Raw genomic sequence first — 23,753 nt, forward strand, 5'->3', positions numbered from 1 at the left:
CTTATGCCTTCAATTCGCACTCATATGCCTTTCTGGCAACTGTGACAGCTCAGCTCATCCGCACTTCGAATGACCGCAGCTGCCGCAGGTCATGCAACCTTCGACCATGCGCATCTCGAAGCCGCCGCAGGAGGGGCAGGACTTGCCGCGTGGCGCGTCGAGATTGACGACCTGCTGTTGCGGATCTTCCTTGAGCCCCTGCCCTTCCCCGGCGAGGAAGCCGGTGGAGATCATGTGCTTCTCGATCACGCCGCCGATCGCCGCGAGGATCGAGGGGACGTATTTGCCCTGCATCCAGGCGCCACCGCGCGGGTCGAACACCGCCTTGAGCTCCTCGACCACGAAGGAGACGTCGCCGCCGCGCCGGAACACCGCCGAGACCATCCGGGTCAGCGCCACGGTCCAGGCGAAATGCTCCATGTTCTTGGAGTTGATGAACACCTCGAAGGGCCGGCGATGGCCGCCGACGACGAGGTCGTTGACGGTGATGTAGATCGCGTGCTCGCTGTCGGGCCACTTCAGCTTGTAGGTCGCGCCTTCGAGCTCGGCGGGCCGGTCGAGCGGCTCGGACATGTAGATCACCTCGCCGCCCGTGGCCTCCTTCGGCGCCGACTTGGCCTCGGGTGCCTTGGCGGGCTCGGAGACCGACAGCACCGAACCGGTGATGTCGTTCGGGCGGTAAGTGGTGCAGCCTTTGCAGCCGGTCTCGTAGGCCTCCATGTAGACGTCCTTGAACGCCTCGAAGGAGATGTCCTCGGGGCAGTTGATCGTCTTGGAGATCGAGCTGTCGATCCACTTCTGCGCCGCGGCCTGCATCTTCACGTGGTCCATCGGGGCCAGCGTCTGGGCGTTGACGAAGTAGTCGGGCAGCTCCTTGTCGCCGAACTTCTCGCGCCAGGCCTGCACGGCGTAGTCCACCACCTCTTCCTCCGTGCGCGAGCCGTCCTTCTGCAGCACCTTGCGGGTGTAGGCATAGGCGAAGACCGGCTCGATACCCGAGGACACGTTGCCCGCATAGAGCGAGATGGTGCCGGTCGGCGCGATCGAGGTCAGCAGCGCGTTGCGGATGCCGTGCTTGGCGATCGCGTCGCGCACGTCCTTGTCCATCTGCTGCATGTTGCCCGAGGCGAGGTACTTCTTGGCGTCGAACAGCGGGAAGGCGCCCTTCTCCTTGGCCAGCTCGACCGAGGCAAGATAGGAGGCCCGCGCGATGCGCTTCATCCAGGCTTCGGTCTGCGCCGCCGCCTCGTCCGAGCCGTAGCGCAGGCCGACCATCAGCAGCGCGTCGGCAAGACCGGTCACGCCGAGACCGATGCGGCGCTTGTTGCGGGCCTCTTCGGCCTGCGCGGGCAGCGGGAAGTTCGAGGCGTCGACGACGTTGTCCATCATCCGCACGGCAGTCGCCACGAGATCGTCGAGCGCGGCCTCGTCGAGACGGGCACCCTCCTCGAAGGCGTCGGTCACCAGCTTGGCGAGGTTGATCGAGCCCAGCAGGCAGGCGCCGTAGGGCGGCAGCGGCTGCTCGCCACAGGGGTTGGTGGCGCTGATCGTCTCGCAGTAGCCCAGATTGTTCATCTGGTTGATGCGGTCGATGAAGATCACGCCCGGCTCGGCCTGCTCGTAGGTCGACTTCATGATCGCGTTCCACAGGTCACGCGCCTGCACGGTCTTGTAGACCTTGCCCTTGAAGACGAGATCCCACGACCCGTCGGCCTTCACCGCTTCCATGAAGGGATCGGTGACCAGCACCGACATGTTGAACATGCGCAGGCGGGCCGGGTCGGACTTGGCGGTGATGAAGTTCTCGACGTCGGGATGGTCGCAGCGCATCGTCGCCATCATCGCGCCGCGACGCGAGCCGGCCGACATGATGGTGCGGCACATCGCATCCCACACATCCATGAACGACAGCGGGCCGGAGGCGTCGGCCGCGACGCCCTTCACCTCGGCGCCGCGCGGCCGGATGGTCGAGAAGTCGTAGCCGATGCCGCCACCCTGCTGCATGGTCAGCGCGGCTTCCTTGAGCATGTCGAAGATGCCCGACATCGAATCCGGCACGGTGCCCATGACGAAGCAGTTGAACAGCGTCACGGCGCGCGCGGTGCCGGCACCGGCGGTGATCCGGCCGGCGGGCAGATAGCGGAAATCCTCGAGCGCGGCGTAGAACTTGTCCTCCCACAGCGCCGGGTCCTTCTCGGGGGCGGCCAGGGCCTTGGCGATGCGGCGCCAGCTGTCCTCGACGGTGGCGTCGATGGGCGTGCCGTCGCTTTGCTTGAAGCGGTACTTCATGTCCCAGATCTGTTCGGCGATGGGCGCGGCAAAGCGGGTCATGGGACGATCCTTCGGCTTGAAACTTATCGGAATTTCAGGGGACTTGGCTGCCCCGACGGTGATCGTGGATATAGTGTATCATAGCACGTTCCAAGCTACAGATTGTGTTTGACACAGCCTTATCCACAAGAAATTGCGATTTTGCCACAACACGAAATCGAGAGTTGCGGCTCTGCCCCCGGGCTCCTAAGTCGTTAACCATGCTGCATCTCATCAAGCTTTCGGTCGGAACGGAGGATGTCTCCGATCTCGCTGCCTGGCAGGGCGACCGCCGCGGGCAAGGCCCCGACGGTCTGCCGCGCCACGTCACCCGCATGTGGCCCAAGCGCGCCGAGGAAGTGCTCGGCGGCGGATCGATCTACTGGGTGATCAAGGGGGTGATTCTGTGCCGGCAGCGGGTGCTACGATTCGATGAGGTCGATCGCGGCGACGGCATCCGCCGCTGCGCGATCGTCTGCGAGCCGGGACTGGTGCGGGTGGCGGCGACGCCCAAGCGCGCCTTCCAAGGCTGGCGCTACCTCGCCGAAGGCGACGCGCCGCGCGACCTCGCGCCGGGACGCGAGCACGAGGAGCCGCTGCCGCCCGCATTGCAGGCGGCACTGGCCGAGATCGGCGTTCTCTAAATCAGATCCCGAGCCGGTCCTCGAGCGCGTCGAGCGTGGCGCGATGCGCATCCGACCAATCGGCGCTGTTCGACTTGAACAGCGTCGCCTGGCTCGAATGGATCAGCCCGTCGGAGAGAATCTTCAGCCCGTTGGCCCGCAGCGTCTCGCCGGTCGAGGTGATGTCCGAGATCGCCTCGGCGGTCTCGTTGCGCACCACGCCCTCGGTCGCGCCCTGGCTGTCGACCAGCTGGTAGTCGGCGACGCCGTGCTCGCGCAGGAACTCGCGCGTCAGCCGGTGATACTTGGTCGCGATCCTGAGGCGGAAACCATGGCTGCGGCGGAAGGCCGAGGCCACCGCGTCGAGATCGTCGAGCGTGTCGACATCGACCCAGCCCTGCGGCACCGCGATTACCAGATCGGCGCCGCCGAAGCCCATCGGCGCCAGCTCGCGCAGGCGCAGATCCCAGCCCGCCACCTTCTCGCGCACGAGGTCTGAGCCGGTGACGCCGAGATGCAGCCGCCCGGCCGCCAGCTCGCGCGGGATCTCGCCCGCGGAGAGAAGCGCCAGTTCGACCCCGTCGATTCCCTCCACCACACCGGCATATTCGCGGTCGTTGCCGCGCTTGCGCAGGCTCAGCCCGCGCGCACCGAACCAGTCGAAGGTCTTTTCCATGAGCCGCCCCTTGGACGGCACGCCGAGACGGATCGTCATGCCCGGCCCTCCCTAATGCGGACCACGAGCTCGGGCCGGACCACGCCGCCCACCGCCGGCACCGCGCGCCCCTGCCCCAGCACCCGGGTCAGCGCGTCGTAGCGCCCGCCCGTGGCCACGGGCGGCAGATCGGCGCGCGTCGCATGGTGAAAGCCGAAGACGAAGCCGTCGTAGTATTCGAGCGTGGTGCGCCCGAAGCTGCCCTCGAAGGGCAGCGTGCCGACATCGACGCCGCGCGCCGCCATGGCGTCGAGACGGCGCGACAGCCCGGTCACGGCGTCGCCGATGGCGGGCATGTCCACCGCGATGTCGCGCAGGCTCGACAGCACGTTGGGTGCGGTCTCGCGCAAGTCGAGGATCGCGTCGATCAGCGCCACTTCCTCTTCCGAAAGCGGGGGCGTCTCGGCCTCGGCGCGCAGCGTGGCGATCCGGGCCCGGACCTCCTCGCGCGAGCGCAGCCCGACCACCGGGCCCGCCGCTTCGAAGGGATCCTTCATGGCGAGCAGCGCCTTCTTGTGCGCCGGCAGCGGCACCCGCGCGCCGTAGCGATCGAGAAGCGCCCGGAATCGGCGGGGCCGCCAGACATGGCGCGACAGCGCCGCCTTGCGCGCCTCGGTCGTGCGCAGCCCGCGCACCGCAGCCATCAGGATGCCGATGTCGCCGGTCGCCGGGCGCAGGTCCAGCCCGGCCAACGCCTCGGCGATGGTGGCGAAGACCTCGGCGTCGGCCTGTGCCGGATCGCCGCCGAAATGCTCGAACCCGACCTGCAGGAACTCGATCGGCCGCTCCGGGTCGGTCTCCTGCCGCCGGAACACCTCGCCCGCGTAGCAGTAGCGCGCCGGGTCGCCGCCCTCTTCCATATGCGCCCGCACCACCGGCACGGTGAAGTCGGGCCGCAGCATCATCTCGCCCCGGAGCGGGTCGGCGGTGACATAGGCGCGGGCACGGATGTCCTCGCCATAGAGATCGAGCAGCACATCGGCGGGCTGCAGGATCGCGGTGTCCACCGCCTGCGCGCCCAGCCCTTCGAAGATCGCGCCGAGCCGCGCCGCCTCCGCGCGGGTCGCGGCGCCCATGGGACCGGGCATCATGAGGATTGTCCCTCGATCATCGCGCGGACGCGCGCCACCAACTCGGCGCGCGGCACCTCGATCTGCGAGGGGCGGTCCTTCCACTCTTCCAGCGTCGCGTTCTCGGCGATCTGCGCGCCGAGGATCAGGTCCTTGATCTGCACAACGCCGCGCTCTTTCTCGTCGCCGCCTTCGATCACCGCGACCGGGCTGCCGCGCCGGTCGGCGTATTTCATCTGGTTGCCGAAGTTCTTGGGGTTGCCGAGATAGACCTCGGCGCGGATGCCCGCGGCGCGCAGCTCGGACGCCATCGCCTGGTAATCGGCCATGCGGTCGCGATCCATCACAGTGACGACGACCGGACCCTGCGCCTCGGTCGCGCCGCGCCCCTTGGCGGCCAGCGCCGCCAGCAGCCGGTCGACCCCGATCGACACGCCGGTGGCGGGCACGGTCTGGCCGGTGAAACGCTTGACCAGATCGTCGTAGCGCCCACCGCCCGCGACCGAGCCGAACTGGCGCGGACGGCCCTTCTCGTCGAGGATCTCGAAGGTCAGCTCGGCCTCGAAAACCGGACCAGTATAGTAGCCGAGACCGCGCACCACCGAGGGGTCGATCACGACACGATCGGGCCCCATGCCCTGCGCCGCCAGCAGCCCGGCGATGGTCTCCAGCTCGTCGACGCCCTCGGTGCCGATGGCGGAGGCGCCGACCAGCTCGCGCAGCCGCGCCAGCGTGCCTTCGGCCGTGTCACGCCGCGCATCCATGAAGCCCATGACGACCTCGGCCTGCGCGGCCCCGAGACCCGCGCCCTTGGTGAAGTCGCCGCTCTCGTCCTTGCGGCCCTCGCCCAGCAGCATCCGCACGCCATCGGTGCCGAGCCGGTCGAGCTTGTCGATGGCGCGCAGCACGATCCCGCGCTCGGCGGCGAACTTCTCCGGGTCGGACGGGTCAAGGACGCCCGCCACTTCCATCACGCCGTTCAGAACCTTGCGGTTGTTGACGCGGACGATGTAGTCGCCGCGCGAAATGCCGACGGCTTCCAGCGTGTCGGCGAGCATGGCGCAGATCTCCGCATCGGCGGCGACCGACGGCGCGCCCACCGTGTCGGCATCGCATTGATAGAACTGCCGGAACCGGCCCGGTCCGGGCTTCTCATTGCGCCAGACCGGCCCCATCGCATAGCGCCGATAGGGCGTGGGCAGGTCGTTGCGATGCTGGGCATAGACCCGCGCCAGCGGTGCGGTCAGGTCGTAGCGCAGCGCCAGCCAGTCGCCGGGCTTCGCACCCTCGACGTCCTCTTGCCAGGCGAAGACGCCCTCGTTCGGGCGGTCCACATCGGGCAGGAACTTGCCCAGCGCTTCGACGGTCTCGACGCCGGAGGTTTCGAGCGCGTCGAAGCCGTAGCGATGATAAACCTCCGCGATCCGACGCAGCATCGCGGCGCGCGCGGTGACCTCGGCGCCGAAATAGTCGCGGAACCCCTTCGGCGTCTCGGCGCGGGGGCGGCGGATCTTGTCCTTGGCCATGGATGGCGTCCTCGTCAGGAGCGGGAGTCGCGCGCGGGCTTAGCGCGGGGCGGGTCCGGGGGCAACCTCCGGGCTTGAAACCGGGACGCCGCTGATGTGTTTAGGGGGCATGACAGACCAGATCGACATCGAAGAGCGGCTGAGCCATCTGATCCGAACGGTCGAGGACCTGTCGGACGTGGTGGCGCGGCAGGAGCGTGACATCGACGCCCTGACCCGGCGCATGCGGATGCTGGGCGAAAGGCTCGCCGAAGCGGAGGCCGAGTCGGATAGCGGCGTCACCATCGGCAACGAGCGCCCGCCGCACTACTGAGGTTCAGCCCTCCACGCCCCGGGCCACAAGCCGCCCGTCATGCAGCAGCATGTCGGCATGCCGTCCGCTCGCGCCGAAGGCGGCATAGGCGGTGAGCAACGTGGTGTTGCGCGCCAGCCCGGCGCTGGCGCGCCCACAGGGCTGGCCGACGGGCACGCCGCAAAGCTCGGCCTTCACTGCCTCGTAGGCCGGCTGCACCGGGCTGTGGGTGATACCGGCCCCGTAGGCCGTGGCCTCGAGCGTGGCCGCATCGCCGAACAGGGCCAGTGCCGCGGTGAACTGGACCGCGCAGCCATCATCGAAGCCGGTGAGGTAATGCGTTCGCGGCGCGGTCGTGCCCGGCGCGGTGTCGTACAAGGTGAAGCCCGCCTCACGTGCGACCGGCGCGCCCAGCGCCGCGTTTGATAGGCCACAGCGCTTCGCCGCTGGCCCGAAGGCCAATGTCGTGCCGGCACCGACCTCGGGCAGGTCGAGCCCGGGAAGCGAGGCACTGCCACCACCGCCGGTCGCGCAGGCGGCGAGCAGCGCGAGGGCCGAGAAGGCGGGAATGGCACGGCGCATGTGGGACCTCCGGGTGTATCGCTAGCGTTCTAGCGCCTGATCCCGTCGCGTCCATCCCGCGGGCTGGCTCAGACCTCCTCGACCTCGATCACCCCGGGCAGCGATCTGAGCGCGCCCTTGATCTGCGGTGTCACCGGAAACTCGGCCCCGCAATCGATCTCCACCTCGCCGGGCAGCCCGTCGGCCATCAGGCAGATGCTGATCGGCCCGCGCGCGATGCGCTGGCCCTTGGGCAGGTCGCGCCCGGCCCGCTCCAGCACGCCCGCCAGCATGGTGATCGCGTCCGGCGCGTCGAGGAACACCCTGAGCCCGGCGCCGCCCGCATCCGCGACCACCCCCTCGATCGGGGCGACCGAGCGGCCCAGAAGCTTGAGCTGATCGCTCTCCATGGTCGCTTCGACCTGCACCACGATCTGGCTGCCGGTCTCCAGATGCTCGCGCGCGGTCTCCAGCGTGTCGGAGAACATCGTCACTTCGAACTGCCCCGTCGGGTCGGACATCTGCACGAAGGCAAAGCGGTTGCCGCGCGCCGACTTGCGCTCCTGCCGCCCGGCGACGGTCCCGGCCATCTTGCCCACGAAGGCGCCGCGCGCGGCAGCCTGCTCGGTCACCTCGTCGAGCGTCATCACACCCTTGCGCTTGAGCGGCGCGAGATAGTCGTCGAGCGGGTGACCGGAGAGGTAAAACCCCACCGCCTTGAATTCCTCGGCGAGACGTTCGGCCGGGAGCCAGTCGGTGACCTGCGGCATGCGCGGCTCGGGCAGATCCTCGCCCGCCTCGCCGAAGAGCGAGACCTGCGCGCTGGCTTTCTGCTCGTGGATCGCGGCCGAGTAGGCGACCAGCGCGTCGAGCCCGGAGAACACCCGGCGGCGGTTGCGGTCGAGCGCGTCGAATGCCCCAGCGCGGGCCAGCATCTCCAGTGGCCGTTTGCCCACTTTCTTGAGATCGACGCGACGTGCGAGGTCATAGAGCGTGGCGAATTGCTTTTCCGCGCGCCCCTCGACGATCAGCCGCATCGCATCGACGCCGACATTCTTGAGCGCGCCCAGCGCGTAGACCAGCTTGCCATCCTTCACATCGAAGGTAGCCTGCGAGCGGTTCACGCAAGGCGGCGTCCATTCGAGACCGAGCCCCTTGCGGACCTCCTGGAAATAGATGCCCAGCTTGTCGGTGAGATGGATATCGCAGTTCATGACACCGGCCATGAACTCGACCGGATGGTTCGCCTTGAGCCAGGCGGTCTGGTAGCTGACCACGGCGTAGGCGGCGGCGTGCGACTTGTTGAAGCCGTAATTGGCGAACTTCTCCAGAAGGTCGAAGACCTCCATCGCCTTCTTCTTGTCGACGCCGTTCTTCTGCGCGCCCTCGACGAATTTCGGGCGCTCCTTGGCCATCTCCTCGGCGATCTTCTTGCCCATGGCGCGGCGCAGCAGGTCCGCGCCGCCGAGGCTGTAGCCCGCCATGACCTGGGCGATCTGCATCACCTGTTCCTGGTAGACGATGATGCCCTGCGTCTCGGCGAGGATGTGGTCGATGCTGGGATGGATCGACTGCAACTCGCGCTGCCCGTGCTTGACCTCGCAATAGACCGGAATGTTCTCCATCGGGCCGGGACGATAGAGCGCCACCAGCGCCACGATGTCCTCGATGCAGGTGGGCTTCATGCGCTTGAGCGCATCCATCATGCCCGAGGATTCCACTTGGAACACCGCCACCGTCTTGGCACGCGAATAAAGCTCGTAGGTCCTCTCGTCGTCGAGCGGGATCAGGTTGATCTGGTTTTCGCCACCCTCGGGCGGCTGGTAGAGTTCGGTCCCGTCGGCGGCCCTGTGCAACGGGCGGCCCGATTTCGCGATCAGGTCCATCGCGTTCTGGATGACCGTGAGCGTCTTGAGACCGAGGAAGTCGAACTTCACCAGGCCCGCCTGCTCGACCCATTTCATGTTGAACTGGGTTGCCGGCATGTCCGAGCGCGGATCGCGGTATAGAGGCACCAGCGCATCCAGCGGTCGGTCGCCGATCACCACGCCGGCGGCGTGGGTGGAGGCGTTGCGGTAAAGCCCCTCGACCTGCTGGGCATAGGTCAGGAGGCGGTTCACCACCTCCTCGTTCCTTGCCTCCTCGCGCAGCCGCGGCTCGTCGGCCAGCGCCTTTTCGATCGAGACCGGCTTCACCCCTTCGACCGGGATCATCTTTGACAGACGATCGACCTGGCCATAGGGCATCTGCAGCACCCGGCCCACGTCGCGCACCGCCGCCTTGGACAGCAGTGCACCGAAGGTGATGATCTGCCCCACCTTCTCGCGGCCGTACTTCTCCTGCACGTAGCGGATCACCTCCTCGCGGCGGTCCATGCAGAAGTCGATGTCGAAGTCGGGCATCGAGACCCGCTCGGGGTTGAGGAAGCGCTCGAACAGCAGCGAGTAGCGCAGCGGGTCAAGGTCGGTGATGGTGAGTGCGTAGGCCACCAGCGAGCCCGCACCCGAGCCACGGCCCGGTCCCACGGGGATGTCGTGATCCTTCGCCCATTTGATGAAGTCGGCCACGATCAGGAAGTAGCCGGGGAACCCCATCCCCTCGATGATGCCGAGCTCGAAGTCGAGCCGGGCGTGGTAGTCCTCGACGCTCACCGCATGCGGGATCACCGCGAGACGGGCCTCGAGCCCCTCCTTGGCCTGCCGACGAAGCTCCTCGACCTCGTCATCGGCGAATCTGGGCAGGATCGGCGCCCGCTTGTACGCCTTGAAGGCGCAGCGGCGCGCGATCTCGACGGTGTTCTCCAGCGCCTCGGGCAGATCGGCGAACAGCGTCGCCATCTCCTGCGGGCTCTTGAAGTAGTGCTGCGCGGTGAGCCTGCGACGCGGCTCCTGCTGGTCGACATAGGCGCCCTGCGCGATGCAGATCAGCGCGTCGTGGGCTTCGTAGATCTCCGGCTTCGGGAAATAGACGTCGTTGGTCGCGACCAGCGGCAGGTCCATCGCATAGGCCATCTCGACATGGCCGCGTTCCGACAGCTTTTCGGCCTCGGGCAGACCGTCCTCGCCCGGGTGGCGCTGCAGCTCGACATAGAGCCGGTCGGGGAACGCCGCCTTGAGCCGCTGCATCAGCGCCTCGGCCTTGGGTCGCTGACCCTGCCGCAGAAGCCGCCCGACGGGGCCATCGGGGCCGCCCGACAGGCAGATCAGCCCGCCCGACAGCGCCTCGATCTCCTCGATCGAAACCTGCGGAAGCTGTCCGTCGCTCTTCAGGTAGAGACAGGAGTTCAGCTTCATGAGGTTCATGTAGCCCGCCTCGGACTGCGCCAGCAGCACGATCGGCGCGGGCAGTTCGGGCCGCTTGCCCGGCTCGGGCGGCAGATAACACAGGTCGACTTGGCAGCCGATGATCGGCTGCACCCCCGATTTCGCCGCCGTCTCGGAAAACTCGAGGGCTGCAAACATGTTGTTGGTATCGGTGATGGCGACAGCCGGCATCTCGGCCTTGGCGGCGAGGCCCGGCAGCTTCTTCACGGGGATCGCGCCCTCGAGCAGCGAATGCTCGGTGTGGACGCGCAGATGGATGAATCGGGGATCGGCCATGGAGTGGTTCTATCCCGGCCGACCGTTCGCGGGAAGCACGGGCAGGCTTGCCGCATGGTCAGCCGCGCCGATGTGATCGGCGGCACGCGCCATGCCACTGAAACGGGCAGAAAGCTCGTCACGCTATCGTATCGCGAGCACATGTAGGGAAAATTGCCCTGCCTCGGGGCGGTCTGCCGCAACGGCAGGCACGCGAGGCTTGCCAAACGCGCATGCCATCGGCTTTCATGATCTGGACGTGAGGGCCGCCCGGTCTACGCCGCATCGACCGGGCATCGCGGCCCGGACCCATCCGGTAAGGCGGCGGATCTAGCGATGACCGAGATCGCGTTTCTTCTCAATGGAGAGACGGTACGCGCAGGCGGAGCGCCGACGCGCAGCCTGCTCGATTACCTGCGTGAACAAAGGGGCCTGACGGGCACCAAGGAAGGCTGCAACGAGGGCGACTGCGGCGCCTGCACGGTGATCGTCACCGACCCCGAGGGGGGACTGCGCGCGCTCAACGCCTGCATCCTGTTCCTGCCGCAGCTTGCCGGTCGCGCCGTGCGCACCGTCGAAGGGCTGGCCGAGGGCGGCGCGCTGCACCCCGTCCAGCAGGCGATGGTCGAGCATCACGGCAGCCAGTGCGGCTTCTGCACCCCGGGCTTCGTGATGGCGATGGCCGCAGCCCATGCGCAGGGCCGCACCGACCATGACGACCAGCTTGCGGGCAACCTGTGCCGCTGCACCGGCTACGCGCCGATCATCCGTGCCGCCGAGGCCGCCGAGGGCGCGCCCTTGCCCGCATGGATCGTGAGCGACCGCGAGAAGCTGAAGACCCTCGCCCCTGCACAGACGGGCGGGGCAGCGACCCAGAGCCCCGATGCCGCCGCCGCGCCCGCGGCAGGTCGTGCCCCCTACGAGCCGGAGACCGGCCGGGGCACGGATGCGACGCTGACCGAGGCGCCGGGCTTCATCCCCGAGACCGCCGACGAACTGGCCGGGTGGTATCTCGACCACCCCGACGCCACGTTGATCGCCGGGGCCACCGATGTCGGCCTGTGGGTCACCAAGGGTCTACGCGCCCTGCCCGAGACGGCCTTCCTCAATCGCTGCGAAGACCTCAAGACGATCACCCGCGCGGATGGCCGGACCCGCTTCGGTGCGGGTGTGACGATGACGCGAGTCATGGAAACGCTCGCCGCGCCCTACCCCTCCTATGCCGAGATGGTGCGCCGCTACGGCTCGGTTCAGGTGCGCAACGCCGCCACGATCGGCGGCAGCCTCGCCAACGGCTCGCCCATCGGCGACAACGCCCCCGCGCTGATCGCGCTGGGCGCCACGATCCACCTGCGAAAGGGCGACGCGCGCCGCGAGCTGCCGCTCGAGGACTTCTTCATCGATTACGGCAAGCAGGACCGGCAGCCCGGCGAGTTCGTCGAGGCCGTGAGCCTGCCCGAGGGGCGCGAGCGCTTCCGCGTCTACAAGATCTCCAAGCGTTTCGACCAGGACATCTCCGCGGTCTGTGGCGCCTTTGATGTGACCATCGAAGACGGCACGATCACGCATGCCCGCACCGGCTTCGGCGGCATGGCGGCAACGCCCAAGCGCGCGAAGGCTTTCGAGGCCGCGCTCACCGGCAAGCCGTGGAACATGCAGACCGTCGAGGCGGCGCTGCCGAGGCTGGCCGACGACTTCACCCCGCTCACCGACATGCGCGCCTCCGCGCAGTACCGGCTCGAGGCAGCACAGGGCCTCGCGCGGCGCTATTTCGCGGAAGTGTCGGGCCAAAAGACCAGCGTGCTGGAGGTGCGGGCATGAGCGTCGGAAAACCCCTCCCGCATGACAGCGCGGTGCTGCACGTTACCGGACAGGCGCGCTACATCGACGACATCCCCGCGCCCGCCCATGCGCTGCATCTCGCCTTCGGCCTGTCGCGCATCGCGCGCGGGCGCATCGTGTCGATGAATCTCGACAAGGTGCGCAAGGCCCCCGGCGTCGTGGCCGTGCTGAAGGCCGAGGATCTCGATCGTCCCGCCGACTGTTCGCCCAGCGCGCATGACGAGCCGCTGCTCTCCGACGGCGCGGTGCATTACCTTGGCCAGCAGCTCTTCCTCGTCGCCGCCGACAGCCACCTCGCCGCGCGCAAAGCGGTGCGTCTGGCGGAGGTCGAATACGAGGAAGAGGAGCCGATCCTCACCGTGGAGCAGGCGCTCGCCGCCAATTCGCGCTTCGAGGACGGGCCGCGCATCTGGTCCAAGGGCGACGCCGAAGCCGCCATCGCGAACGCCCCGCGCAGGCTCAGGGGCCGGATCGAGATGGGCGGCCAGGAGCATTTCTACCTCGAGGGCATGGCCGCGATGGCCCAGCCACAGGAGGACGGGGTTACGATCCATTCCTCGACCCAGCACCCGACAGAGATCCAGCACAAGGTGGCCGACGCGCTCGGCCTGCCGATGTCGGCGGTGAAGGTCGAGTGTCGCCGCATGGGCGGCGGCTTCGGCGGCAAGGAAAGTCAGGGCAACGCGCTCGCCGTCGCCTGCGCGATCATGGCCTCGAAAACAGGCCGCGCCTGCCGGATGCGCTACGACCGCGACGACGACATGACCATCACCGGCAAGCGGCATGATTTCCGGGTCGACTACGAGGTGGGCTACGACGAGAGCGGCCGGGTTCTGGGCATCGACTTCACCCATTACACCCGCTGCGGCTGGTCGCTCGACCTGTCGCTGCCGGTGGCCGACCGGGCGATGCTGCATTCCGACAACGCCTATCTGCTCGATGCGGTGCGGATCACTTCGCATCGGCTCAAGACCAACACCCAATCTGCCACCGCCTTCCGCGGCTTCGGCGGGCCGCAGGGCGTGCTGGGCATCGAGCGGGTGATGGATGAGGTGGCGCACGAGCTGGGCCTCGACCCGGTCGAGGTGCGCCAACGCAACTACTACCGCGCGGCCGGCGCGCTGAACGAAAAGGCGCAGCACCACGACGACCCGGCACCTGCCCTGCCCGCCGACGGCGACACCGATCTCGCCTCGCGCGGCGCTCAGGCGCAGCTCCCGGCGGGTGACGCCCGGCCGGAAGAGGGGCGCAACACCACGCCCTATGGCATGGAGGTCACCGACTTCATCCTGCACGAGATGACCGAGCGGCTGCTGGAGACCTCGGACTACAAGGCACGTCGCGAGGCCATCGCGCAGTGGAACGCCGAGAACCCGATCCTCAAGCGCGGCATCGCCTTCTCGCCGGTGAAGTTCGGCATCTCCTTCACGCTGACCCACCTCAACCAGGCGGGTGCTCTGGTGCATGTCTACCAGGACGGCTCGATCCACCTGAACCATGGTGGCACCGAGATGGGCCAGGGCCTGTTCCGCAAGGTGGCACAGGTCGCCGCCTCCCGCTTCGGCGTCTCGCCCGAGCGGGTGCGGATCACCGCGACCGATACCCACAAGGTGCCCAACACCTCGGCCACCGCCGCCTCCTCCGGCTCGGACCTGAACGGCATGGCGGCGAAAGCCGCCTGCGACACGATCCGGACCCGGATCGCCGAGTTCCTCGCCGGGCTGCACCAGTGCAGCGCCTCCGAGGTGCGTTTCGCCGATGACCAAGTGCATGTCGGTGGCGAAAGCTTGAGCTTCGAGCAGGCGGTGAAGCTTGCCTACGAGGCGCGGGTCAGCCTGTCGGCCACTGGCTTCTACAAGACGCCGGACCTGAAATGGGACCGGATCAAGGGCCAGGGCCGGCCATTCTTCTACTTCGCCCACGGCGCCGCCGTGACCGAGGTGGCGATCGACACGCTCACCGGCGAGAACCGTATCCTGCGGACCGACATCCTGCACGATGCGGGCCATTCGCTGAACCCGGCGCTCGACAAGGGTCAGATCGAGGGCGGCTATGTGCAGGGCGCGGGCTGGCTCACCACCGAGGAGCTGGTCTGGGACGACAAGGGCGCGCTCAGGACCCACGCCCCTTCGACCTACAAGATTCCCGCCTGTTCGGATCGACCGGACCTGTTTCACGTGGATCTGTGGGACGCGCCGAACCCGGCGCAGACGATCTACCGTTCCAAGGCGGTGGGCGAGCCGCCCTTCATGCTCGGCATCTCGGCCTTTCTCGCGCTGAGCCACGCGGCCTCGGCCTGCGGGCCGAACTATCCGCGTCTCGACGCGCCTGCCACGGCCGAGCGCGTGCTCACCGCCGTCCGGAGGGCAAAGGGGTGAGCTTCGACCGCGACACCCTCGCTGCCGCTGTCGCCGCGCATGGCCCGGTGATCAGGGTGCTGGTGGTCGCGACCGCCGGATCGGCCCCGCGCGACGCCGGCACCTCGATGCTGGTCTGGCAGGGCGGCCAGTCCGGCACCATCGGCGGTGGCGCGCTGGAGCACGAGGCGGTGGAAACGGCGCGTGACATGCTGGCCATGGGCCGGGCCACGGCCCAGCGGCGGCTGCCTCTGGGCCCTGCGCTCCGCCAATGCTGCGGCGGCGCGGTCACGCTGATCTGGGAACGCTTCGCGGCAGGCGAACTGCCCGAGACCCTGCCCCGGGCCCGCCCGCTCGGGCCCGCCGGAGAGATGCCCACCGCCGTTGCGCGCAAGCTTGCCGCCATGCCCGCCGGCGCGGCCCCGGCCATCGTCGAGAACTGGCTCGTCGAGGCACCCCTGCCCGAGGCCCGGCCGCTCTGGGTCTGGGGCGCGGGCCATGTCGGCCGCGCCGTCGTCTCGGTCATGGCGCCGCTGCCGGGCCGGGCGATCACCTGGATCGACCTCGCGCCCGATTGCTTCCCCGAGGTCGTCCCCGAAGGCGTCACGGTGATCCCCGCCGCGACCCCACCCGCGCTGATGCCGCGCGCGCCGCGCGACGCCGACCACCTGATCCTGACCCGCGACCACGATCTCGATCTCGCGCTGTGCCACGCCGCTCTCACCCATGGCTTCGCCAGCTGCGGGCTGATCGGCTCGGCCACGAAATGGGCGCGTTTCCGGTCGCGGCTTTCGGCGCTGGGCCATGCCAACGCCTTGATTTCCCGCATAGCCTGTCCGATAGGCGACACCTCATTGGGGCGCGATCCGCAGGCCATTGCCGTCGGCGTCGCCGCCGCGCTACTGAGGAGCGGGAACGAAAGAATGACGAGGGACCGCGCCGGATGAGCACGCCGCTACTGCAGCTGTCCGGCCTGACCAAGGCCTATCCCGGGGTCGTGGCCAATGCCGACGTCTCCTTCGACATCGCCAAGGGCGAAGTGCACGCGCTTCTGGGCGAGAACGGCGCCGGAAAATCGACGCTGGTCAAGACGATCTACGGCCTCGTCCAGCCCGATGCCGGGACCATGCGCCTCGATGGCGCCCCCTTCGCGCCAGCCGAACCGCGCGCCGCCCGTGCCTCGGGCGTCGCCATGGTGTTCCAGCACTTTTCGCTCTTCGACGCGATGAGCGTGGCCGAGAACGTGGCGCTGGGCATGGAGAACCCGCCCGCGCTGAACCGGCTCGCCGCGCAGATCAGCGAAGTCTCTCAATCCTACGGCCTGCCGCTCGATCCCGACCGGATCGTGGGCGACCTGTCGGCTGGCGAACGGCAGCGTGTGGAGATCATCCGCTGCCTGCTGCAGGAGCCGCGGCTGCTGATCATGGACGAGCCGACTTCGGTGCTGACCCCGCAGGAGGTGGCGATCCTGTTCGAGACCCTGCGCAAGCTACGCGAGGAAGGGGTTTCGATCCTCTATATCAGCCACAAGCTCGAGGAGATCCGCACGATCTGCGACAGCGCCACGATCCTGCGTCACGGCAAGGTGGTCGGCAAATGCGACCCCAAGACCACGGCGGCGCGCGACATGGCCGAGCAGATGGTCGGCGCGACGCTGTCCACACCGTCGCGCGCGGGCGGCCGCACCGGGGACGTCGTGCTCGAACTCGCGGGCCTTTCGGCCCCTGCGCCGCGCGCCTTCGGCACCGCGCTGCACGCGATCGATCTGGAACTGCGCGCCGGGGAGGTGCTGGGCATCGGCGGGGTCGCGGGCAACGGCCAGGACGAACTGGCGATGGCGCTGTCTGGTGAGATGCACGTGGCGCCGGGCATGATCCGCTTCAAGGGGCGCGAGATCGGCCGCGAGGGGGTCACGGCCCGGCGCCGTATGGGGCTTCTTTGCGCCCCTGAGGAGCGGATGGGCCATGCTGCCGCTCCGGATATGAGCCTGACCGAGAACGCGCTGCTGACCGCCGGTCCGCGCGAGGATCTGGTGCGGCACGGCTTCCTGCGCTGGGGCCGCGCCCGCGGCTTCGCCGAGCGGGTGATCGAGCGCTTCGACGTGCGCACGCCGGGCCCCGGCACGGCGGCGCGCGCGCTGTCGGGCGGCAACCTGCAGAAATTCGTCATCGGGCGCGAGATCCTGCAGCGGCCCGAGGTGCTGGTCGTCAACCAGCCGACATGGGGCGTCGACGCCGCCGCCGCGGCAACCATCCGGCAGGCGCTGCTGGATCTGGCCGAGGCCGGCGCCGCGCTGATCGTCATCAGCCAGGACCTCGACGAGCTGATGGAGATCTCGGATCGCTTTGCCGCGCTCAACGCCGGTCGGCTGAGCGCGCCGCGCCCCATGGCGGGGCTGGGGATCGACGAGATCGGGATGATGCTGGGGGGTGCGCATGACATGGCCCCGGCACAGGTGGAAGGCTGAGGGATCTTGCGTATTTTCGGAGTGATGAAGACGGGGCCGCGCGCCATGGGGATCGACGCGTGATCCGGCTCGAACGCCGCCCTGAACCGTCCCGCGCCTGGACTTTGGCCACGCCCTTCGTGGCGGTGGCGCTGACTATGGTCGCGGGCGGCCTGCTGTTCGCGCTGCTGGGCAAGGATCCGATCGAGGCGATCCGCACCATCTTCTGGGATCCGCTTTTTGGCGATTTCGCCTCCTATTCGCGGCCGCAGTTGCTGGTGAAGGCCGGGCCGCTGATCCTGATCGCCATCGGGCTGTCGCTGGGCTTCCGGGCCGGCATCTGGAACATCGGCGCCGAGGGGCAGTACATCCTCGGCGCAATCTTCGCTGCCGCCACCGGCCTGGCCTTCTACCCGGCCGAGAGCTGGCTGATCTTTCCGGCGATGATCCTCGCAGGCGCGCTGGGCGGTCTGCTCTGGGCGATGATCCCGGCGCTGCTGCGGGTCCGCTTCGGCACCAACGAGGTGCTGGTCTCTCTCATGCTGGTCTATGTCGCCGAGGCGCTCTTGGCCTCGATGGCGCTGGGCCTGCTGCGCAATCCCGACGGCATGGGCTTTCCCGGCTCGCGCAACCTCGCGCAATACCCCTCCGCCGCCAACCCCGAACTGATCGCGGGCACCGGCATGCATTGGGGCGTCGTGCTGGCGCTGGTCGCGGTGATCGTCGGGCAGGTGGTGATGACGCGCCACCAGCTCGGCTTCCGGGTGCGGCTGGCCGGCCAGAGCCCGCGCGCCGCGGTGTTCGGCGGGGTCAACCCGAGCTGGCTGGTCGTGGTCTGCATGGGGCTGTCGGGCGCGCTGGCCGGTCTCGCCGGGATGTTCGAAGTGGCGGGCCCGGCAGGCCGGCTCGGCATCGACTTCAACGTGGGCTACGGCTTCACCGCGATCATCGTGGCCTTCCTCGGCCGGCTCAATCCGATCGGCATCCTGCTGGCGGGGCTGCTGATGGCGCTCACCTATATCGGCGGCGAACTGGCGCAGCTGCAGATGAACCTGCCGCTCGCCGCGATCCAGATGTTCCAGGGGATGCTGCTGTTCTTCCTGCTGGCGATCGACGTCCTGACGAATTTCAGCTTCCGGTTCGGCCGGAGGGCGGTGGCATGAGCAACATCGATCCGATCCTGCTGCTGTCGGCGATCATCGTCGTCTCGACACCGATCCTGCTGGCCGCGATCGGCGAGCTGGTCGTCGAGCGCGCGGGCGTGCTCAATCTCGGCGTCGAGGGCATGATGATCACCGGCGCGGTCTGCGGCTTCGTCGTGGCGACCGCGACCGGCTCGCCATGGCTGGGCTTCGCGGGCGCGGCGCTGGGCGGGGCGCTTCTGTCGATGGTGTTCGGCATCCTGACCCAGCTCTTCCTTTCCAACCAGGTGGCAACCGGGCTTGCGCTGACGCTGTTCGGCCTCGGTCTCTCGGCCCTTTTGGGCCAGGGCTATATCGGCGTGAAGGGCCCCGTGGTGCCCGACCTCTACTTGCCGGGGCTGCGCGACATCCCGTTTCTCGGGCCGGTGATGTTCCGCCATGACGCGATGGTCTACATCGCGCTGCTGATCGTCGCGCTGGTCTGGCTGTTCCTGAACCGGACCCGCGCCGGTCGGGTGCTGCGCGCCGTCGGCGAAAACCACGACGCCGCCCATGCGCTGGGCTACAAGGTGGTGCGTCTGCGGCTCGCCGCGATTGCCTTTGGCGGCGCCTGCGCCGGACTTGGCGGCGCCTATCTGAGCCTCGTGCGCGTACCGCAATGGACCGAGGGCATGACCGCCGGGGCGGGCTGGATCGCGCTCGCGATCGTGGTCTTCGCCAGCTGGCGGCCCGGCCGCCTGGTGTTGGGCGCCTGGCTGTTCGGCGGCGCGACCGCGCTGCAGCTGGCGCTGCAGGCCTCGGGCGGCGTGCAGATCCCGATCGAATACCTGCAGATGGCGCCCTACCTCGCGACCATCCTCGTTCTCGTCATCCTGCGGGCGGGACGCGCTCCCGGCTCGCTCGGCCGCCCCTTCCACGCCTCGAGCTGAGGCGGAAGATCCACCAACAGGGAACAACGACATGACCTTCAAGACAGTGCTTCTCGGTGCCACCGCCGCCGCAGCCTTCGCCACCGGGGCGATGGCGCAGGACGACAAGACCAAGGTGGGCTTCATCTATGTCGGGCCGGTGGGCGATCTCGGCTGGACCTACCAGCACGACCAGGGCCGCCTCGCCGTTGAGGAGGAATACGGCGACAAGGTCGAGACCGTCTATGTCGAGAGCGTCCCTGAGGGCCCCGACGCCGAGCGCGTGTTGACCCAGATGGCGCTGCAGGGCGCGGACCTGATCTTCACCACCTCCTTCGGCTTCATGGAAGCGACGATGAACGTCGCCCAGAAGTTCCCGGACGTGAAGTTCGAGCACGCCACCGGCTACCAGCGCGCCGACAACGTCTCGACCTACTCCGCCCGCTTCTACGAGGGCCGCGCGGTGCAGGGCCTGATCGCGGGCGAGATGACCGAGAGCAACATCATCGGCTATATCGGTTCCTACCCGATCCCCGAGGTGATCCGCGGCATCAACGCCGCCTACATCCAGGCCAAGAAGGTGAACCCCGAGGTCGAGTTCCGCGTGGTCTGGGCCTACACCTGGTTCGACCCGGCCAAGGAAGCCGAGGCCGCCAAGGCGCTGATCGACGCCGGCGCCGACGTGATCCTGCAGCACACCGATTCCACCGCGCCGCAGGCCGCCGCGCAGGAGGCGGGCGACGTCATCACCTTCGGCCAGGCCTCGGACATGCTCGACTACGCGCCGAAGCCGCGCGTCAGCTCGATCATCGACAACTGGAACCAGTACTACATCGACCGCGTCGGCGCGGTAATCGACGGCACCTGGGAGTCGAAGGACACCTGGGACGGCATCGATGCCGGCATGGTCGAGATCGGCGAGATCACCGACGCGGTCCCCGCCGAGGTGAAGGAGGCCGCGCTGGCGCTCAAGGATGCGATCGCAGCGGGCGAGGTGCACCCCTTCACCGGCCCGCTCAAGAAGCAGGACGGCTCGGACTGGCTCGCCGAGGGCGAAGTGGCCGACGATGCGACGCTCGCTGGCATGAACTTCTACGTCGAGGGCCTGACCGGCGAGATCCCGCAGTAAGCGGCGCTCCCGACAGACCAGCGAAGGCCCGCCCCCGTGGCGGGCCTTTTTTTACGCGGTGGCGCGTCTTGATGTGGCATCCTACCACCGGAGGAGGATTCGACATGCCGAAGATCAGACCCTGCCTGTGGTACGACGGACAGGCGGAGCAGGCCGCCGAATTCTACGTCTCGGTGTTCCCGAACTCGCAGGTCACCGCCCGCAACACCAGCGCCGTCGACTGGCCCGGCGGCAAGGCGGGCGACGTCGTCCTCGTCGAGTTCAGTCTCGACGGGCAGGAGATGCAGGCGCTGAACGGCGGGCCCTACACCACCTTCAACGAGGCCGTGTCGCTGTCGGTCCCCTGCGCCGATCAGGCCGAACTGGACCGGCTCTGGTCCGCCCTGCTCGCGGATGGCGGAGAGGAGATGCAGTGCGGCTGGCTGAAGGACCGCTTCGGCCTGCGTTGGCAACTGGTGCCAGAGCCCTTCGAGCAGATGATGCGCGACGCCGACGAGGAGCAGTCGAAACGGTTGATGGCAGCGATGATGGAGATGGTGAAGCTCGATCTCGCGGCGCTCCGCCGCGCCTGGGAGGGCGGCTGACGCCGCCCCTTCCCTTCTCAGCCGTCGGCCCGGATCGTCGCGTTGGTCGGATCGTAGGGGCTGTCCTCGCAGACCTCGGCATCCCACAACTCGCGGAACATCCGGACCTTGAGCTTCGTCCCCGGCGCGGCCAGATCGGCGCGCACGTAACCCATGCCGATGGACTTGCCAAAGGCCGCCGACCAGCCGCCGGAGGTCAGACGCCCGACCTTCTCGCCGCCCGCATAGAGCGCCTCGCGGCCCCATGGATCGGCATCCGCCGGTCCGTCGATCAGCAGCGTCACGCATTTCGAGCGGATGCCGATGCCCTCCATGGCCGCCTTGCCGTGGAATTCCTTGGACAGGTCCACGAAGCGGGCGAGACCGGCCTCGAGCGGCGTCGCATCCCGGCCCAGCTCGGTGCCGAAGGCGCGATAGGACTTCTCCTGGCGCAGCCAGTTCTGTGCCCGCGCGCCAACCAGCTTCATGCCTGAGGCCGCGCCCGCCTCCACGAGCTTGTCCCACAGGTGGTTCTGCATCTCGATCGGGTGGTGCAGCTCCCAGCCCAGCTCGCCCGTATAGGCCACGCGCAGCGCCCGCACCGGCACCATGCCCAGCTCGATCTCGCGGCAGGACAGCCACGGAAAGCGCTTGTTCGACAGCACAGTCTCCGGCTCGGCATCGCGCACCAGCCGGTTCAGCACCTCGCGCGAGCGCGGCCCGGCGATGGCGAAGACCCCCCATTGCGTGGTGACGTCCTGCACGTCGATCCGGCCGAACTCGGCCTCCTTGTCCTCGACGGCCTTCCTCAGGAAATCGCCGTCATAGGCGGCCCAGGCCCCCGCCGAGACGAGGTAGAACCGGTCCTCGGCCAACCGCACGATGGTATATTCGGTGCGCGTGGTGCCGGCATCGGTCAGCGCGTAGGTGAGGTTGATGCGGCCCACCTTGGGCAGCTTGTTGGTGGTGAACCAGTCGAGGAAGGCTGCCGCGCCCGGCCCTCTCACCTCGTGCTTGGCAAAGGCGGTGGCGTCGATCAGGCCGACACCCTCGCGGATCGCCTTGGCCTCGGCGGCAGCGTATTCCCACCAGCCGCCGCGCCGGAACGAGCGGGCGTCGTGGTCGAAGCCCTCCGGCGCGCCCACCGGACCATAGTAGTTCGGCCGCTCCCAGCCGTTCACCTGCCCGAACTGGGCGCCCTTCTCCTTCTGCCGGTCATAGGCGGGCGAGGTACGCAGCGGCCGCGCCGCCGGGCGCTCCTCGTCGGGGTGGTGCAGGATGTAGACGTGCTCGTAGGCCTCCTCGTTCTTGGCCACGGCATAATCGGTGGTCATCCACGAGCCGAACCGCTTGGGGTCGAGGCTCGCCATGTCGATCTCGGCCTCGCCCTCCACCATCAACTGCGCGAGGTAATGCCCCGCGCCACCGGCGGCAGTGATGCCGAAAGAGAAACCTTCGGCCAGCCACATGTTGCGCAGCCCCGGCGCCGGGCCGATCAGCGGGTTGCCGTCGGGTGTGTAGCAGATCGGGCCATTGAAATCGTCCTTGAGCCCCACCGTCTCCGAGGACGGGATGCGGTGGATCATCGACATGTATTCCTCCTCGATCCGGTCGAGATCGAGCGGGAACAGGTCGGCGCGGAAGCTGTCGGGGACACCATAGGGAAAACGCGCGGGCGCGCCGCGTTCGTAGGGGCCAAGAATCCAGCCGCCGCGCTCCTCGCGCACGTACCACTTGGCGTCAGCGTCGCGCAGCACCGGGTGCTGCTCGTTGGTCTTGCGCCATTCGACCAGCGCCGGGTCGGGCTCGGTGACGATGAACTGGTGCTCGACCGGGATCGCCGGGATCTTGATGCCGAGCAGGCGCGCGGTGCGTTGGGCGTGGTTGCCGGTGGCGGTGACGACATGCTCGGCGGTGATCACTTGGCTCTCATCAGATGGCACGAGGTTGCCGCCCTTCTCGACCATCTTGGTGACGGTCACGCGCCACTCCGACCCGGTCCACTCGTAGCCGTCGACCTGCCATTTGCGCTCGATCGTGACGCCCCTCTGCCGGGCACCCTTGGCCATCGCCATGGTGACGTCGGCGGGATTTATGTAGCCGTCCGTGGGGTGGTAGATCGCGCCTTCGAGATCCTCGGTCCGGACCAGCGGCCAGCGCTCCTTGATCTGCGCGGGCGTCATCCATTCGAACGGCACGCCCACCGTCTCGGCCGTCGAGGCATAGAGCATGTATTCGTCCATGCGCGCCTTGGATTGCGCCATGCGCAGGTTGCCCACGACGAAGAAGCCTGCGTCGAGCCCGGTCTCCTCCTCCAGCGTCTTGTAGAGCTTGATCGAGTGGTCGTGGATCCAGGTGGTCGCATAAGACATGTTGAAATAGGGCAGAAGACCGGCCGCGTGCCATGTCGAGCCCGAGGTCAGCTCGTCGCGCTCGAGCAGCATCACGTCCTGCCAGCCTGCCTTGGCAAGATGGTAGGCGATCGAGGTGCCGACGGCGCCGCCGCCGACGACAAGGGCTTTCACATGGGTCTTCATCGCGCGCACTCCGGACTGGCCTTGCCCGCACCATCGCGCGATTGGCCGCGAAAGCGCGGAGCCGGGCGACATCTCGCGCGCCGAATGCGACAAGCCGCGCCCGGGACTGGACAGGCAGGGGCCGCGCGGCCTGAATGGTCGGACCCGGAGGGAG

At 68.3% G+C, this 23,753-nt stretch carries 17 protein-coding genes; 10 read left to right on the forward strand and 7 right to left on the reverse strand.

Going from position 1 to position 23,753, the window contains the following annotated elements; genetic code table 11:
• Positions 1-54: 54 nt before the first annotated feature.
• Positions 55-2,331: an adenosylcobalamin-dependent ribonucleoside-diphosphate reductase gene (locus T8T21_RS09095; RefSeq protein ID WP_183473738.1), complete on the reverse strand. Its 2,277-nt coding sequence runs from the start codon at positions 2,329-2,331 to the stop codon at positions 55-57.
• Between the two features lie 200 nt (positions 2,332-2,531).
• On the opposite strand from T8T21_RS09095, the gene T8T21_RS09100 reads away from it, so the two are divergent.
• A complete protein-coding gene (locus T8T21_RS09100) occupies positions 2,532-2,954 on the forward strand; it encodes a DUF1489 family protein (RefSeq protein ID WP_322335362.1) in 423 nt (140 codons plus the stop codon).
• A 1-nt stretch (position 2,955) separates the two neighbouring features.
• Here the strand turns inward: T8T21_RS09100 and hisG are convergent, their stop codons facing one another.
• Genes hisG through hisS form a run of 3 tightly spaced genes read right to left on the reverse strand, consistent with a single transcriptional unit; the run spans position 2,956 to position 6,244 of the window.
• A complete protein-coding gene (gene hisG / locus T8T21_RS09105; RefSeq protein ID WP_322335363.1) occupies positions 2,956-3,648 on the reverse strand; it encodes an ATP phosphoribosyltransferase in 693 nt (230 codons plus the stop codon).
• Positions 3,645-4,739: an ATP phosphoribosyltransferase regulatory subunit gene (locus T8T21_RS09110; RefSeq protein WP_322335364.1), complete on the reverse strand. Its 1,095-nt coding sequence runs from the start codon at positions 4,737-4,739 to the stop codon at positions 3,645-3,647. Before T8T21_RS09110 ends, hisG begins: the two co-directional genes overlap by 4 nt.
• Entirely contained in the window at positions 4,736-6,244 is a 1,509-nt protein-coding gene (gene hisS / locus T8T21_RS09115; protein ID WP_322335365.1) for a histidine--tRNA ligase, read from the reverse strand. Before hisS ends, T8T21_RS09110 begins: the two co-directional genes overlap by 4 nt.
• Before the next feature lie 109 nt (positions 6,245-6,353).
• Here hisS and T8T21_RS09120 point away from each other — a divergent pair, with 109 nt between their 5' ends.
• Positions 6,354-6,557: a SlyX family protein gene (locus tag T8T21_RS09120; RefSeq protein WP_183473726.1), complete on the forward strand. Its 204-nt coding sequence runs from the start codon at positions 6,354-6,356 to the stop codon at positions 6,555-6,557.
• Between the two features lie 3 nt (positions 6,558-6,560).
• On the opposite strand, the gene T8T21_RS09125 is transcribed toward T8T21_RS09120, so the two are convergent.
• Both T8T21_RS09125 and dnaE read right to left on the reverse strand, forming a co-directional pair.
• Entirely contained in the window at positions 6,561-7,118 is a 558-nt protein-coding gene (locus T8T21_RS09125) for a hypothetical protein (protein WP_322335366.1), read from the reverse strand.
• A 68-nt stretch (positions 7,119-7,186) separates the two neighbouring features.
• The gene (dnaE, locus tag T8T21_RS09130) at positions 7,187-10,696 is read right to left on the reverse strand and encodes a DNA polymerase III subunit alpha (protein WP_322335367.1); all 3,510 of its coding nucleotides are present in this window, start codon (positions 10,694-10,696) and stop codon (positions 7,187-7,189) included.
• Positions 10,697-11,011: 315 nt separating this feature from the next.
• On the opposite strand from dnaE, the gene xdhA reads away from it, so the two are divergent.
• The 8 genes from xdhA to T8T21_RS09170 all read left to right on the forward strand — a co-directional run bounded on the left by xdhA (position 11,012) and on the right by T8T21_RS09170 (position 21,083).
• Positions 11,012-12,496, forward strand: coding sequence for a xanthine dehydrogenase small subunit (gene xdhA, locus T8T21_RS09135; protein ID WP_322335368.1), 1,485 nt, complete (start codon positions 11,012-11,014; stop codon positions 12,494-12,496).
• Positions 12,493-14,895 carry a xanthine dehydrogenase molybdopterin binding subunit gene (gene xdhB, locus T8T21_RS09140; protein WP_322335369.1) on the forward strand — a complete coding sequence of 801 codons (2,403 nt, stop codon included), beginning with the start codon at positions 12,493-12,495 and terminating at the stop codon, positions 14,893-14,895. The genes xdhA and xdhB overlap by 4 nt, the downstream gene beginning before the upstream one ends.
• Positions 14,892-15,821, forward strand: coding sequence for a xanthine dehydrogenase accessory protein XdhC (gene xdhC / locus T8T21_RS09145; protein WP_322335370.1), 930 nt, complete (start codon positions 14,892-14,894; stop codon positions 15,819-15,821). Before xdhB ends, xdhC begins: the two co-directional genes overlap by 4 nt.
• Complete coding sequence (locus T8T21_RS09150) at positions 15,818-17,341, forward strand: ABC transporter ATP-binding protein (RefSeq protein ID WP_322335371.1); 1,524 nt, start codon at positions 15,818-15,820, stop codon at positions 17,339-17,341. Before xdhC ends, T8T21_RS09150 begins: the two co-directional genes overlap by 4 nt.
• Before the next feature lie 59 nt (positions 17,342-17,400).
• The gene (locus T8T21_RS09155; protein ID WP_322335372.1) at positions 17,401-18,483 is read left to right on the forward strand and encodes an ABC transporter permease; all 1,083 of its coding nucleotides are present in this window, start codon (positions 17,401-17,403) and stop codon (positions 18,481-18,483) included.
• Positions 18,480-19,391 (forward strand): ABC transporter permease, encoded by a 912-nt coding sequence (locus T8T21_RS09160; protein ID WP_085896867.1) that lies wholly within the window; start codon positions 18,480-18,482, stop codon positions 19,389-19,391. Before T8T21_RS09155 ends, T8T21_RS09160 begins: the two co-directional genes overlap by 4 nt.
• Before the next feature lie 31 nt (positions 19,392-19,422).
• Entirely contained in the window at positions 19,423-20,499 is a 1,077-nt protein-coding gene (locus T8T21_RS09165; protein ID WP_322335373.1) for a BMP family ABC transporter substrate-binding protein, read from the forward strand.
• Positions 20,500-20,603: 104 nt separating this feature from the next.
• Entirely contained in the window at positions 20,604-21,083 is a 480-nt protein-coding gene (locus T8T21_RS09170) for a VOC family protein (protein ID WP_322335374.1), read from the forward strand.
• Positions 21,084-21,100: 17 nt separating this feature from the next.
• Here T8T21_RS09170 and T8T21_RS09175 read toward each other — a convergent pair whose 3' ends face one another.
• Positions 21,101-23,599 carry a GcvT family protein gene (locus T8T21_RS09175; RefSeq protein WP_322335375.1) on the reverse strand — a complete coding sequence of 833 codons (2,499 nt, stop codon included), beginning with the start codon at positions 23,597-23,599 and terminating at the stop codon, positions 21,101-21,103.
• Positions 23,600-23,753: the final 154 nt, after the last annotated feature.

This window comes from Limimaricola variabilis (genome assembly GCF_034371605.1).
GTDB lineage: Bacteria > Pseudomonadota > Alphaproteobacteria > Rhodobacterales > Rhodobacteraceae > Limimaricola > Limimaricola variabilis.